Source organism: Sphingomonas sp. BL-S-29, assembly GCF_055521495.1.
In genome coordinates, this window is record NZ_CM145482.1 from 4488169 (window position 1) to 4501909 (window position 13741).

The window sequence follows — 13741 nt, forward strand, 5'->3', positions numbered from 1 at the left end:
TCGGGCTGAGCACGGACCTTGGCTATCATGGGGCCGATGCGCTTTCTGGCCGGTCTTCTCCTGTCCCTCCTGGCCACGCCCGCGGTCGCGCAGCAGCCCGTACCAGCGCCTGTGTTCGCGCTTGCCAGCGACACCGAGGCGCGGTGGGTGCCGTTCGAGCTGACGCCGCAGGACCAGATCCGCTTCACGCTGGAGCTCGACGGCAGGCCGGTGACGGCGATGCTCGATACCGCCGTCAGCGTCACCACCATCTCGCGGGCCTATGCACGCCGCATGAAGCTGAGGACCCGGGGCGAGCGCAGCGCCGCCGCGATCGGCGGTGCGGTGGGGATCGAATGGGCCGATGCCGCGTCGATCACGCTGGGCGGGCTGCGCCGCACTGGCGGCAAGGTGGCGGTGCTCGACCTGGTTCAGGCGGCGACCGGTGGCGAGCCGGTCGAGATGCTGGCGGGCATCGACCTGGTCGGTGGTTATGCGCTCGACCTGGACTATCCGGGAAGGCGGTTCCGGCTGCTGCAATCGGGCCGCATGCCCTTTCCCGGGGCGACCGCACCGCTGCGCGCGGGCACGGACCTGAGCTTCTACCTCACCGAGATGGAGCTTCACGGTGTCCGCGTGCGGCCGCTGGTGATCGACACCGGGGACGGCGGCGCGATCACCGTCTCGGGCGATGCCTGGCGCCCGCACGGCGCGCTGGCGCCGCTCGTCACCACGACGATGAGCCATGGACTCGCCGGTCCGGTCGTCACTGACCTGACGATATTGCCCGAGCTGACGCTGGGGGCGCTCACCGCGCGGCATGTCGCGATGAATGTCGAGCGGCCGGGCGGCTATTCGAGCCGCATGGGAGTCGCGGGGCGGATCGGGTCGGGCTTTCTCAAGCGCTATCATGTGCTGCTCGACCCCGGCGCCGGTCACATGATCCTGAGCCCGGGGCCCGAGGCGGACATGCCGTCCGTACGATCGACCAGCGGATTGCTGGTCGAGGCACAGGGCGCGGCACTGGTCGTGCTGCATGTGATGAAGGGCGGGCCGGGCGAGGCGGCCGGCTGGCGCGCGGGAGAGCGGATCTGCTCGGTCGACGGCATCTCGCCGCCGGCGAGCGACTGGCCGGCGGGAGAAGCGGGACGGACGGTGACGCTGGGGCTGTGCGACGGGAGCGAGCGGCAGCTGACACTTGCCGCCTTCTACTGATCCCCTTTTCGCCCGGAGCAAGTCCAAGCCCGAACGAGGATCGGCGTGTCCGCTTCAGCTATTGGCGGCGATGCTGGCCAGAATGGCGGTGACGATCAGCGCCAGAACCTGGACGGTCGGCCAGTCGACCAGCCCGATCGAATCGAGATTGGCGCGCCGGCTGCGCCGCCGGTCACCAACGCCAGCGACGATCGCCAGAGCGAGCGTACCGCCCGCGCCGATCCAGAACGGCATCGCCATCGACCGGAATCAGTCGCCGAGCTTCTCGATCTTTTCGTGAAGCCGGGTGAGCTCGGCTTTGAGCGCTGCGATCTCTTCGTCCTTGGTCGCCGCCGGTGCGGGGGTCTCGCCGGGCTTCGCACCGGGCTTGAACGCCTGGGTGGCGGCCTCGAACACCGCCATGTTGCGCTTGGCCAGTTCGGCGAAGGGCGAGTTGGCGAACGCACCCTCGACCGCCGACTTGAACTGTTCCTGGTTGCGGCGGAAACTGTCCATCGATGCCTCGAGGTAACCAGGCACCATCTGCTGCATCGAATCGCCGTACATCGCGATGAGCTGACGCAGGAAGTTTACCGGGAGCATGGTCTGCCCACGCGATTCCTCCTCCATGATGATCTGGGTGAGGATGTTATGCGTGATGTCTTCTTCGCTCTTCGCGTCGACCACCTTGAAGTCGCGGCCTTCGCGAGTCATCGCGGCGAGGTGCTCAAGCGTGATGTAGGACGAAGTCTCGGTGTTGTAGAGACGACGGTTAGCGTACTTCTTGATAATCACCGGGCCGTCGCCCGCATTCTGCTTCTTCATAAAAGAAGGCTCCCGACCCTGTGTTTGATCCATCTGTATCACCCTTTCATACTGCACCGCAACACGGTCCGCGCCCGCTTCCGTTGTTCCTGGACATGTTGCGCAACGAGACTGCACCATCACCTGAACGGCGCGCCGCGGCGCTGGCGGGATTGCGCGCCTATCAGGACGCGCCGCGAGGCCGCGCGCGCCGGCCGGCACCGGCGCGATTCCGCAAGGGACGCGCGCGACTGCGCGATTACGGCGCGAAGGACAGCAAAGGGCGCGCGGTGATCCTTGTCCCCTCGCTGATCAACCCTCCCTTCATCCTCGACCTGATGCCCGGGAATTCGTTAATGAAATGGCTCGCTGCCGAGGGATTCCGGCCATTTCTGCTCGACTGGGGCAGCCCGACGCCGGCCGAGCGCGGCATGGACGTGACCGCCCATGTCGAACGATTGCTGCTGCCGCTGATCGCCAAATTCGAGCAGCCGCCGGTGCTGGCCGGTTATTGTCTGGGCGGGACGATCGCGATGGCGGCCGCGTGCGCGGTGCCGGTCGCCGGGCTGGCGATGATCGCCGCGCCCTGGCGCTTTTCGGGCTTCGGCGCTGCAGCACGGGCGGATATCGCCGCACTCTGGCAAGCGGCGCAGCCGGCCTGCGAGACGATGGGGCTGGTGCCGATGGAAGTGCTGCAGAGCGGGTTCTGGCGACTCGACCCGGCGCGCACCATCGCCAAGTACGAGGCTTTCGCCGCGATGGAGCCGTGCAGTGCCGCGGCACGATCCTTTGTCGCGATGGAGGATTGGGCGAATGCGGGCGCCCCCCTGCCCTATGCCGCCGGGCGGCAGATGTTCGACGACTTCATCGACGCGGATTTGCCCGGCACCGGCCGCTGGAGGGTCGGCGGCGGCATCGCCGATCCGGCGCGGCTGACCTGCCCGGCGGTCGATTTCGTGTCGATGACTGACCGGATCGTGCCCGCCCGGAGCGCGGCGGACCTGCCCGACCGGCGCGACCTGGGCGCGGGCCATGTCGGCATGATCGTCGGGCGCGGAGGGCGATCCCAGCTCTGGGAGCCCCTTGCGGACTGGCTAAGCGCGATCCCCGGCACTAGATAGCCGCCAAACATCTCTTCCACTGGAGTCCCCACATCATGCAGGACATCGTCATCACCGCCGCCAAGCGTACGCCGGTCGGCAGCTTCCTCGGCGCCTTCGCGGCGACTCCGGCGCATGAGCTTGGCCGCATCGCGATCGAGGCAGCACTGGCGCAGGCGGGGGTCGAGGCGGGCGACGTGTCCGAAGTGATCCTGGGCCAGGTGCTGACCGCCGCGCAGGGCCAGAACCCGGCGCGCCAGGCGTCGATGGCGGCGGGCGTGCCCAAGGAAATCCCGGCCTGGGGCGTCAACCAGGTCTGCGGATCGGGCCTGCGCGCGGTCGCGCTGGCGGCGCAGGCGATCCAGACCGGCGATTCGACGATCGTCGTCGCGGGCGGACAGGAATCCATGTCGCTCTCGACCCACGCGCAGAACCTGCGCGGCGGGACCAAGATGGGCAATCTCGCGCTGGTCGACACGATGATCAGCGACGGCCTGACCGACGCCTTCAACAATTATCACATGGGCATCACCGCCGAGAACCTCGCCGAGCAATATCAGGTGACGCGCGAGATGCAGGACGTGTTCGCGACCCGCTCGCAGAATCTCGCCGATGCCGCGCGTTCCTCGGGCCGGTTCAAGGACGAGATCGTGCCGGTGACGATCAAGGGCCGCAAGGGCGACACGATCGTGGCGAACGACGAATATATCCGTAGCGGCGTGACGCTGGAAAGCCTCTCGGGCCTGCGCCCGGCGTTCAAGAAGGACGGCACGGTGACCGCCGCCAACGCCTCCGGCCTGAACGACGGCGCCGCGGCTTTGGTGCTGATGACGCGCGAGGAAGCCGAGAAGCGCGGCTCCACCATCCTGGCGCGGATCGCGAGCTGGGCCTCGGCCGGCGTCGACCCGTCGATCATGGGCATCGGCCCGGTACCGGCGACTCGGCGCGCGCTGGAAAAAGCCGGCTGGAGCATCGCCGATCTCGACCTGATCGAGGCGAACGAGGCGTTCGCGGCGCAGGCGCTGTCGGTCGGCAAGGAGCTCGGCTGGGATGCCGAGCGCGTCAACGTCAATGGCGGCGCGATCGCGATCGGACATCCGATCGGCGCCAGCGGCGCGCGTGTGCTGACCACCCTGCTCTACGAGATGGCCAAGCGCGACGCCAAGAAGGGCCTCGCCACACTGTGCATCGGCGGCGGCATGGGCATCGCCATGTGCGTCGAGCGGTAACCTCTCTCCCCTCCCGCGCGCGGGAGGGGGTCAGTCGCTCCAGACGCGATCGAAGCGGTCGCCCAAGCTGGTGAGCAGTTCGTACTGCGACATGCCCGAGCGCGCGGAGGCTTCAGGCAAGGCATAGTCGAGCGCAAGCCAGTCGCCCTCGGCGAGATCGGGCGCGGCGGTGACGTCGATCGCGATCAGGTCCATCGAGACCCGGCCGAGCAGCGGCAGCGACTGCCCGTCGGCCCGCGCCGAGCCCGTATTGGAGAAGCCACGGAAATAGCCGTCGGCATAGCCAAGGTTGAGGATCGCGACCTCGGTCGGCGCGGGCGCCGTCCAGGTCGCGTTATAGCCGATGGTCTGGCCCGCGGCCACGGTGCGGCGCTGGAGGATCTGCGCCTCGGGCGTGACGACCTGGCGGATCGCGCCGAGTTCGCCGCGCGGGATTCCGCCGTACAGGGCCAGGCCGGGCCGCGTGAGATCGAAGGCATAATCGGACCCGAGGCCGATGCCCGCGGAATTGGCGAGGCTCATCCGCCTGGCGCCCGTCCGACCGGCAAGCGGGGCGAACGTCGCCAGCTGCCGCGCGTTCATCGCCGCATCCTCGTCGGCGCAGGCTAGGTGGCTCATCAGCGTCTCGATGACGAGCCCCTCGAGCAACGGCAGATCGTCGACCGACAGGCCGAGCCGGTTCATGCCGGTGTCGATCATCACATCGCAGGCACCGCCCCCCGCCGCTTTCCAGCGCGCGGCCTGCCCTGCCGAGTTGAGCGCGGGGCGAGCGATGCCGGTGAGCGCCAGCGCCATATCCTCCTCGCGCACGCCGTGCAGCACGGTGACCGGCAAGCCCAGCGGGGCGAGCGCCGCTGCCTCGGCCCAGGTGGCGACGAAGAAGTCGCGGCACCCCGCCGCGGCAAGGCGCGTCGCAACCTCGGCCGCGCCGAGACCATAGCCGTTCGCCTTGATCGCCGCGCCGCAGGCCGCGGGGCCGCTCATCGCGGCCAGGGTGCGCCAATTGTCGACAAGGGCGGCGCCATCGAGGCGGAGACGTAGGGGAGCGCTCATCAGGAGCCGGTTAGCGGGGCGGCTCGCGCTACGCTAGGCCGATCAAGGTTCGAAAGCGGTTCGGGAGCCGCCAGCCGGCCACGCGCGCTTTGCGGCGATGAAATACTATTCCGCGCCACGATCCTCCCGGCTGTGCCACAATCGCAGGATGAAGATGACAGCATCGGCAATCTCATAGCGCATTTCATAATGCCCCACGACGATGCGACGGACCTCACGAGGTGCATACGCATCCAGTCTCTCCCCCATCCGGGGAAACTCGGCAAGGCGATCCGGGGCATGCGCGAGTTGCTGGACGACCCGGGCTGCCGCATCCGGAGCGACCAGCTCAAGAAAAGCGTGCAAGCGAACGAGATCGGCCGACGCCCTGCCCGTCCAGACAATCCTCACGCTGCCGGTGGCGGCAGCGGTCGATCGGTCGACAGGCTGTCCGCCCATGCCTGGATGCTTTGATGGTCGATCACCCGCCCCGCGTCGACATCGGCGAGCGCCGCCAGCGTCATCCTGTGGCGCTCCTCCTCCTGGTCGACCCAGGCGGCGATTGCCTGCTTGACGATCCAACCTCGCGACCGATCCAGTCGCGACGCCATGACATCCACCTTGTCCGCCAGATACAGCGGCACATGCGCGGTCAGGACGCGGGTTTCGGCCGTCATTTCAATCACTCCAAATCAACCTGATTAAAATATAATCGGTCGGCCGATTTTGCAATCTGGCCGAGGCATTTGTCGAGCGACCGGGATGCCGTCCGCCGGGTGATCTAATCCGCGCTCGCCGTGCCCGGCTTGGTCTCGTGCAGGCCGACCGCCGTCACGACGAACGCCATCGCGACGACGGCGAAAGTGTACCACAGGCCGGCATAGGGATCGCCGGTCCGCGCGACGATATACTGGCCGATGAACGGCAGGAACCCGCCGAAATAGCCGGTGCCGATGTGATAGGGGATCGACATCGAGCTGTAGCGGATGCGCGGCGGGAACATCTCGGCGAGCAGCGCGGCGACCGGGCCATAGGTCATGCCCGACAGCGCCCCCATCACGATGATGGCGAGCATGATGATGAGGATGCCGCGGAAGCCGGGCACGACCTTGTCGAGATTATAGCCGGCAGCGGCGAGCGCGGCGTCGAGCCCGGCCGGGCTGGTGTCGGCGATCGGCACCTGGCCGATGGTGACGAGCGTCACCGGCGTCTTGCCCTTGGTATAGGTGACGCCCTTTTTGGAGAAATAGTCGAGCAGTTCGCCGCAGCGATCGACCTGCTTCGCGGCGAAAGGATTGTAATCGCAGATGGGGCCGGAAACGACCACGGGCGCGCGGCGTGCGGCGCGGGCGAGATCGGGGTTGGCGGCGCCGCCGAGCATCCAGAACAGCGGGAAGATCAGCACCAGGGTCATCGCATAGCCGAGGATGATCGGCGTCTTGCGCCCGACCCTGTCGGACAGGCGGCCGAAATAGATGAACCAGAAGAGGCTGAGCGACGCGCCGAAGCCGACGATGAGCTGCGCGGTGGTCGCCTCGACGCGCATCGTCGTCTGGAGGAAGGAGAGCACGGTGAAGGTCGCGGTGTACCAGATCACGGTCAGGCCGGCGGAGATGCCGAACAGGGCGACGAACAGGCGGCGGAGATTGCCGGGATAGGTGAAGCTTTCGGTGAAGGGGTTCTTCGCGGTCTCGCCCGCGTTCTTCATCGCCTTGAACACCGGGCTCTCGTTGAGCTTCAGCCGCATCCATAGCGACACGGCGAGCAGCAGCAGCGAGAAGACGAAGGGGAAGCGCCAGCCCCAGCTGTCCCAGATCGCGACCGGCATCAGCCATTTCGAGAGCAGCACGACGACCAGGCTGAGAATGAAGCCGCCGACCACGCTGGCCTGGATGAAGCTGGTGAAATAGCCGCTCTGCCCCTTGCCGCTATGCTCCGCGACATAGATCGCGGCGCCGCCATATTCGCCGCCCAGCGCCAGGCCCTGCAGGATGCGCAGGAAGATGACGATGAACGGCGCGGCCAGCCCGATCGACGCGGCCGAGGGCACCAGGCCGACGCCGGCGGTGGCGACGCCCATCAGCGTGATGGTGACGAGGAAGGTATATTTGCGCCCCCATTTGTCGCCGAGGAAGCCGAACAGGATCGCGCCGAGCGGGCGGAAGCCGAAGCCGACCGCGAACACCGCCCAGGCGGCGAGCGTCTGCACCAGCTCGTTGCCGGCGGGGAAAAAGACCCGGCCGATGATGCCGGACGCGGCGAGCGTGCCGTAGATGAAGAAATCATACCATTCGAAGATCGTGCCGAGCGACGACGCGGTGATGACGAGCTGGATGTCCTTCCGGCTCGGCTCTGGCGTCGCGGCGGGTTCGGGCGCCAGGTCAGTGGGCGCGATCGTGGCCATGCTTGCTTCTCCCCTTGAGAGAGAGGTTTAGCGGGATTGGGGCGGGCGGCAAGATGAATGGGCGCAGAGGTTGGCGATCGTTTCCGCCTGCGTCGGCAGGCGGGTCCGATCGGGGCGAAGGGCACGCCTTCCGAGGGCCGGAAATTCGCTGTTCCGGGCCGGTAAACAGGGAAATAACAGGGAATTTCTTTTTTTCGGGACTTTGCGGGTGATCTTGGCCATCTTTTCCGGAGCGATATCAGCATCTTGCTGACCCATTCCCTGTTATCCCGGAACAGGGAATGTCGGGCGCGGAACAGCGAATTCGCGGCGACCGGTCGCCGCCAGAACGCGGCAAGGGCCAGCGGCGGCGAGCAGACGGACGCCTGCGCGATCGGGATCATCCTGGGCAATGCCATGGCGCGACGATAGCCACATCGTGCCGAGGATTGAATCAAGCGCCCGGGGGGCGGTGCGACCAGCCAACGGTACGCCGTGGAGCGAAACAGGCCTGGCACCGAACGCAATCGACCCACCCCGCCCAGGCTTGCTATCCAGGGCACCGCCATTCGGGAGTCCGGGATGTTGAGCGCCACCCTGCTGCAAGAGATACGAGACCTGCATTCGGGGCCGGATCGCGGCTATCATGGCTGGAGCCACCCGCTCGCGCTGCTCGCGCTCCATACCGAGGTCGAGACCATGCTGCATGACGCCGAGGCGGTGCGCTGCGCGATCCTGCTGCACGATGCGATCTACGAACCGCGCCGAAAGGACAATGAGCGCCGCAGCGCCGCGCTGGCGGCGGAGATGTTGGCGGGCGTCGTGCCCGAACCGACGCTTGGCCGGACGCTGCGCCTGATCGAGGCGACCGCGCATCATGCGATTCCGGCGGGCCTCCCCGCCGACGAGGTGGCGGATATGGCGATGTTCCTCGACATGGACCTGTCGATCCTCGGCGCGGCGCCGGAGGTTTTCGATGCGTATGAAGCGGGCGTGCGGCACGAGTATCGCGAGGTGCCGGAGGCAGCGTTTCGGGCTGGACGGGCGGCTATCCTGGAAGGATTCCTGGCCCGCGATTTTCTCTATTTCTCCGATTGGGGTCGGGCCAGTTTCGAGCGGGCCGCGCGCACCAATCTGAAGGCATCGATCGCGAAACTCGGCAAGTAGCCGTCGATCCGCTTCGGTCGATTCAACCCCGGCTGCGCGCGAGCTGAAGCTCGATTCGCTTCAGCTCGCGCTTCAACTGGTTGAAGTGCATTCGCGGCCAGATCGACATCTTGATCATCAGCGACGTCAGCACCAGCACGCCCGCAGGCAAGCCCCAACGCAGCGCGGTCAGTGCGTCGCGCGCCTCGAAGAAGCGCCAGGCCGCCCAGGCACCGGCAAGGAACGTCAACAACTGAGCCCCCACCATGACGGCGGTGACCCATCCGGTCGGGCCAGCGAAGAGTCCCAGCGCCTGCCGGAAAAAGCCCGGCTCCTCGCCAATACTGCGAAGCAGTTCGCGCTCCTCCGCATCGAGCGCCTCGCCGATCATCGCGTCGATATCGCGCATCACTCATCTCCTTCCAGCACCGCGCGCAACTTGCGGCGGGCGTGCATGAGGCGGGTCTTGACCGTGCCCGTCGGAACGTCGAGCGCGACCGCCACTTCGGCGACGCTCATTTCTTCGAAATGGAAAAGCGCGATCGCTGCCCGTTGCTCGGCGGGCAGAGTCTGGATCGCGGCCCGAAGGCGTTGGGTGGCGTCGAGGCGGTCGAACGCCGGATCAGCCCGTTGCACGGACGGTTCGGCAGCCAGTGCCGTTTCGAGTCCGCGCTCGCGCCGGGCATCGCGGATCGCCGCCGCGCATTTGCGCGAGACGATGCGATAGGCCCATGCCGGGAACGCCCGATCGTCGCGTAGCCCGCCAAGCCCTCTCGCAATGTCGATCCATGCTTCCTGTGCGATATCCCGCGCGCGGTCGCCCCGGCCCATCAATCGCGCGGCGTGCGCCACGAGCCGTGGATGCCAGCATTCGATGAGCAGCCGCGAGGCACGCTCATCGCCGGCACGTGTCGCTGCCACGAGATAGGCGTCGAAGACTCGCTCACGCCGCACGATCCGGACTCCGCCCCTTTCGTTTCCCAGGCACAAGGTGAGTCCCAGCGCGTGATCGGTTCAACGGGAATCGCGAAAAACTGAATCGCGGTGGAAAATGCCCTGATCCGCCAAACGCCGCCTGCAATATTTACCGGGGATCACCGCCCCCGCACATAATCCCGCGACTGCACGATCATGATCCGGTCGCCCGCCACAAGCCATTCCACATCCTGCGGGCGGTGGCCGAACACCTCCTCCACCGCGCGGCCGATCTTGCCGAGACGGCGGACCAGATCGTCGGAAAGCACGGGGCGGTCGGGGTCGATCTTCGCTTCCTCCACGCCGCCGCCGGGCGCGAAGTGCAGCAGCACATCGTCCTTCGAGCGGGTGAGAACCTGGATCGAGTCGAGTTCCGGGCGGTAAATGAGTTGCTCGGCGATCTTCCGGCCTTCGACCACGCGGATGCCGAGGCCGCGTTTGGCGGCGATGAAGAGGCGGATCTCGTCGGCCTGCTGCTCGTCGAACGGGTCGATCGTGGTCATCACCCCGGCCGCATCGGCGTCGACGCCGATCTGCACCAGCACGGCGGCGCGGACCGAGCGGTGGTCGATGCCGGCCGCTTCGCGCGCGGCGAAGGCGCGGTCGTTCCAGATCGAGCCCCAGACCGTCTTCACGGCCTTCGCCAGATCCCCGGCGCTGACCACATTGGGCACGGTGTCGTAAAGGCCGGCGCCGTTGAAGCCGCGCAGATCCTCGGCATTGGTCGAGGAGCGGATGAACACGCCCTTGGGTCCGAGCAGGCTGGCGCGGCGCGCAGTGATCGCGGCGAAATCGGCGTCCGGGATCTTGCCGGTGAGGAAGGCGGCGCGGAGCTTTGCCAGTTCCTGCTGGCGCCACGCCGCATCGGTGCGGCGCGGATCGGCGAGCAGCGCGGCGATGCGCGGGCCGAGCCGGTTGGCGGCGACGAAGCGGTCGTAGAAGGAGAAGGGAATGCCGAAGCCGGGCGGCACGGTGAAGCGGCCATCGCGTACCGCGAGTTGCGCAACCTGGCCGAGATTGGCTGACTTGGCGCCGGTGCGGCGGGCCCAGTTCGAATCCTGCTCGACCAGCGACGGCAGGCCCGCATAGACGGTGTCGGCCTGCGCCACCTGGATCGCGCGGGCCTTTTTGGCGCGCTCGGCCGTCTTGACCTCGGCCCGCGTGGCCATGCGCAGCACGACCATCGCGCCGCGCGTATCGAGCACCACCATCTGGCCAGCCAGCGACGCCCAGCGGCGATCGGCATCGGCGCGATAGGCATTGGGAATGCGCCAGGTCTTGGCGAGCAGGCTGACATGGTTGATCGGGGTGGTGAAGGTGGCCGAGACGATGCCCGCGACCGGCGGCATGCGGATCGGCATGGTCGTCAGCACCGCCACGTCGCCGGGGGTGAGCACATCTTCCTGCCCCTCCTTCACCACGACCAGCCGGCCGACCGCGCGGCCATGGTTGAGGATCAGCTCCTCGCGGCTGCCATAGGCTTCGTCGATGCCGATGGTCGGCAGCTTGGCCTGGCCGGCGGCCTCGCGCTGCTGATCGGAATTGGGCTTGAAGGTGAGCGGCGCGGGAAAACCCGCCTGGAGCACGCGCATCATGTCGGCGAGCAAAGCGGGCTCGACCAGGTCGCCTTCCCATAGTTCGACACCGTAGCGGTTCAGCTTCGGATAGCGGACGACCGAGCCGAGCAGGAATCGCCGTTTCGGGTTGGCATAATTGGCGGCATTGAAGGTCTCGCTGTCGGCGAGCGTCAGATATTTCGCCTGGAGATAGTCGAGATGATAGCGATAGCGCTTCGTGTCGATCCACAGCAGCTTCGGGGCCGCGGCGGCGCGATCGATCGCGAACATGAGCTGCGGCAACGCGATAAAACGGCCGGCGCCTTCGGTTCGGGCGAGGCGATCGAATTCGGCGGCGTTTCTGATAGCGGCCTGGGGCGCCGGGGAATGATCCGGGGCAGTCGTCTGGCCAATAAGGGCGGACAGATCGCCGCCAGCCAAGCCGATGGCCGCGATGGCGAGCAGTGCCGCGGTGGTTTTGGTCACGAGTCTCTCCCGAACGCCAGCGAGGCTGCGCGAAAGCGGGGCCGGGGTCCAGTGACTAGGTGCCCGGAGGCGCGCGTTTGCGCGGCGGTGGCGGTCTGCTATGCCGGCGCATGACGGCCCGCCCGAGAAGGGGGGCAACAACGGGCGATTTCGTGCAGACATCCATTCTTCGGAATCGAGCGCTGCAGCCACGGCTGACACGGGACGGCTTCGTCCAGCTTCCCTTGCTGGATGCAGCAGAAGTCGACGCCCTGCTCCACACGCTGAAAACCATTCGCGACCGGGCGTCCCGTTCGTCGACGATCACCGGCCAGGCGCTTGCCTATCACGCGACGGCGCTCGACGGCGATCCTCAGTATCGGGAATCGATATTCTCCGCGGTGCGGGATGCGGTCGCGCCGAAGCTCGAGGGGCTTCTCGACGACTTCGACATCATCACGGCGGGCCTGATCATCAAGGAGCCGGGAACGGGTGCGCTGAGCCTCCATTCGGACTGGACCCTGACGGAAGACGTGGATCAGCCGACACTGACGGTGTGGTGCCCGTTGGTCGACGTCGACGATCATAATGGCTGCCTGCAGGTCGTGCCCGGCAGCCACCGGCTGGTTCGACAGATCCGCGGCCCGGGGATCAAGAACTATCACGCGCATTTTCAGAAATCCCTCGGCGACATCGTCCTCTCCTTGCCGATGCGGGCCGGTGAGGGCCTGATCTTCGACAGCAGCCTGCTGCACGGCTCGCCGATCAACGAATCCGGCGTTCCCCGCCCGGCAATCATGGTGTCCTGCGTGCGGAAGGGTGTCCGTCCGGTATTCTACCGTCATGAAGACGGCCCGGCGCAACAGGATTTCGAGATTTACGCGCTGTCCGACGGTGCGTTCAAGGAACACTCGGCCCATGATTATTTCGCGGGGCTGGTGCCCGATCGGTTCATCTCCCGGATACCCGACCGAAACGGCCCTGTGTCTCATCCCGGGTTCCGGCGCAGGCATTTGCTTGCCCGCTGGTGGCGCCGCCTGACGGGACGATATGAACCCCGCTGGCTGTTCGAGGCTCTGCCGGGATTTCGTTGAGGCTCGATGGTCGCGGGAACGCGCAGGCGTTCCGAACGGCAGCCAGGCGCTTGCCGGTCGCACCGGATGCCCACCCTGATCGCGGCGCAATCGATGATGGTTATGACGGCGGTTACGCTGAAAAATTTCACCTGCGAAACGATTATGACGCAAAACCGCGGAATGGGCCGTGGCGTCCCGCAGGAAAAGGAACCGCGTCGTTGACCGTGGAACTGATGAACATGACGTCGCGCATCGCACGGGGCCAGCCGGCCCGGGCCTGTCTCGGGCCATGTCCGGCCCTGACTGTGCACGCCATGAATCGACCGTGCAGGGATATTCCTGCTTCCCGCACGGCCGGAAACGCACATCGCCGCATGGCGCTGATCTCGACAAGGGATAGCTGACGTGAGCGATTCTCCGGCCGGAAAGGGCGATGTGACGCCCGGTGCCGACGGCCCGGAGGAGCAGCGCGACCGGTTCCACGAGCTATCCGACCAGTTCGCGGGCCAGGACGAGGACGCGAGCGACGCCATGCTCGACATGCTGACTGGCGACGCGATCAAGGAATGGCGGCTGCAGGACGCGACCTTCTGGCAGCGGGTCAAGTTCCGGTCGCGCATGCTCCGCGCGTCGGGTGCCGGCCGCAAGGATCAGGAATAAAAAAGCCCGTGAGATCCATCGGGACCCCACGGGCTTTTTAAGATGGTGGGCGTGGCAAGGATTGAACTTGCGACCCCTGCGATGTCAACACAGTGCTCTACCACTGAGCTACACGCCCACGCGAGTTGCGCGCTCTAGCGAG

Annotated in this window: 16 protein-coding genes and 1 tRNA gene; 7 read left to right on the forward strand and 10 right to left on the reverse strand. The window is 66.8% G+C overall.

Going from position 1 to position 13741, the window contains the following annotated elements:
- Positions 1–36 precede the first annotated feature (36 nt).
- Entirely contained in the window at positions 37–1194 is a 1158-nt protein-coding gene (locus ACZ1I2_RS21360) for a retropepsin-like aspartic protease (protein WP_465175921.1), read from the forward strand.
- Between the two features lie 54 nt (positions 1195–1248).
- Here ACZ1I2_RS21360 and ACZ1I2_RS21365 read toward each other — a convergent pair whose 3' ends face one another.
- The gene (locus ACZ1I2_RS21365; protein ID WP_465172176.1) at positions 1249–1434 is read right to left on the reverse strand and encodes a hypothetical protein; all 186 of its coding nucleotides are present in this window, start codon (positions 1432–1434) and stop codon (positions 1249–1251) included.
- 9 nt (positions 1435–1443) lie between these two features.
- Positions 1444–1998: a polyhydroxyalkanoate synthesis repressor PhaR gene (gene phaR / locus ACZ1I2_RS21370; RefSeq protein WP_465173878.1), complete on the reverse strand. Its 555-nt coding sequence runs from the start codon at positions 1996–1998 to the stop codon at positions 1444–1446.
- Between the two features lie 95 nt (positions 1999–2093).
- Here phaR and ACZ1I2_RS21375 point away from each other — a divergent pair, with 95 nt between their 5' ends.
- Complete coding sequence (locus tag ACZ1I2_RS21375; RefSeq protein WP_465175920.1) at positions 2094–3098, forward strand: alpha/beta hydrolase; 1005 nt, start codon at positions 2094–2096, stop codon at positions 3096–3098.
- Between the two features lie 35 nt (positions 3099–3133).
- Positions 3134–4306, forward strand: a complete 1173-nt coding sequence (locus ACZ1I2_RS21380; protein WP_465172174.1) for an acetyl-CoA C-acetyltransferase — start codon at positions 3134–3136, stop codon at positions 4304–4306.
- A 30-nt stretch (positions 4307–4336) separates the two neighbouring features.
- On the opposite strand, the gene ACZ1I2_RS21385 is transcribed toward ACZ1I2_RS21380, so the two are convergent.
- The 4 genes from ACZ1I2_RS21385 to ACZ1I2_RS21400 all read right to left on the reverse strand — a co-directional run bounded on the left by ACZ1I2_RS21385 (position 4337) and on the right by ACZ1I2_RS21400 (position 7742).
- Complete coding sequence (locus ACZ1I2_RS21385; protein WP_465175919.1) at positions 4337–5359, reverse strand: alanine racemase; 1023 nt, start codon at positions 5357–5359, stop codon at positions 4337–4339.
- Between the two features lie 105 nt (positions 5360–5464).
- A complete protein-coding gene (locus ACZ1I2_RS21390) occupies positions 5465–5704 on the reverse strand; it encodes a type II toxin-antitoxin system RelE/ParE family toxin (protein ID WP_465181525.1) in 240 nt (79 codons plus the stop codon).
- Positions 5705–5745: 41 nt separating this feature from the next.
- Positions 5746–6015 carry a CopG family ribbon-helix-helix protein gene (locus ACZ1I2_RS21395; protein WP_465175917.1) on the reverse strand — a complete coding sequence of 90 codons (270 nt, stop codon included), beginning with the start codon at positions 6013–6015 and terminating at the stop codon, positions 5746–5748.
- A gap of 104 nt (positions 6016–6119) precedes the next feature.
- Positions 6120–7742 (reverse strand): MFS transporter, encoded by a 1623-nt coding sequence (locus ACZ1I2_RS21400; protein WP_465175916.1) that lies wholly within the window; start codon positions 7740–7742, stop codon positions 6120–6122.
- A gap of 561 nt (positions 7743–8303) precedes the next feature.
- Between ACZ1I2_RS21400 and ACZ1I2_RS21405 the strand changes: the two genes are divergently transcribed.
- A complete protein-coding gene (locus ACZ1I2_RS21405; protein ID WP_465175915.1) occupies positions 8304–8888 on the forward strand; it encodes an HD domain-containing protein in 585 nt (194 codons plus the stop codon).
- Positions 8889–8910: 22 nt separating this feature from the next.
- Here the strand turns inward: ACZ1I2_RS21405 and ACZ1I2_RS21410 are convergent, their stop codons facing one another.
- From ACZ1I2_RS21410 to ACZ1I2_RS21420, 3 genes are all read right to left on the reverse strand, one after another.
- On the reverse strand, positions 8911–9276 hold the full coding sequence (locus ACZ1I2_RS21410) for a DUF6768 family protein (protein ID WP_465175914.1): 366 nt from the start codon (positions 9274–9276) through the stop codon (positions 8911–8913).
- A complete protein-coding gene (locus ACZ1I2_RS21415; RefSeq protein ID WP_465175913.1) occupies positions 9276–9821 on the reverse strand; it encodes an RNA polymerase sigma factor in 546 nt (181 codons plus the stop codon). The genes ACZ1I2_RS21410 and ACZ1I2_RS21415 overlap by 1 nt, the downstream gene beginning before the upstream one ends.
- A gap of 140 nt (positions 9822–9961) precedes the next feature.
- A complete protein-coding gene (locus ACZ1I2_RS21420; protein WP_465175912.1) occupies positions 9962–11884 on the reverse strand; it encodes a PEP/pyruvate-binding domain-containing protein in 1923 nt (640 codons plus the stop codon).
- A gap of 110 nt (positions 11885–11994) precedes the next feature.
- Here ACZ1I2_RS21420 and ACZ1I2_RS21425 point away from each other — a divergent pair, with 110 nt between their 5' ends.
- From ACZ1I2_RS21425 to ACZ1I2_RS21435, 3 genes are all read left to right on the forward strand, one after another.
- A complete protein-coding gene (locus ACZ1I2_RS21425; protein ID WP_465175911.1) occupies positions 11995–12957 on the forward strand; it encodes a phytanoyl-CoA dioxygenase family protein in 963 nt (320 codons plus the stop codon).
- A gap of 66 nt (positions 12958–13023) precedes the next feature.
- Positions 13024–13161 (forward strand): hypothetical protein, encoded by a 138-nt coding sequence (locus ACZ1I2_RS21430; RefSeq protein WP_465175910.1) that lies wholly within the window; start codon positions 13024–13026, stop codon positions 13159–13161.
- Positions 13162–13344: 183 nt separating this feature from the next.
- A complete protein-coding gene (locus tag ACZ1I2_RS21435) occupies positions 13345–13599 on the forward strand; it encodes a hypothetical protein (RefSeq protein ID WP_465175909.1) in 255 nt (84 codons plus the stop codon).
- Between the two features lie 43 nt (positions 13600–13642).
- Here ACZ1I2_RS21435 and ACZ1I2_RS21440 read toward each other — a convergent pair.
- Positions 13643–13717 (reverse strand) — tRNA-Val (locus ACZ1I2_RS21440).
- Between the last annotated feature and the right edge of the window lie 24 nt (positions 13718–13741).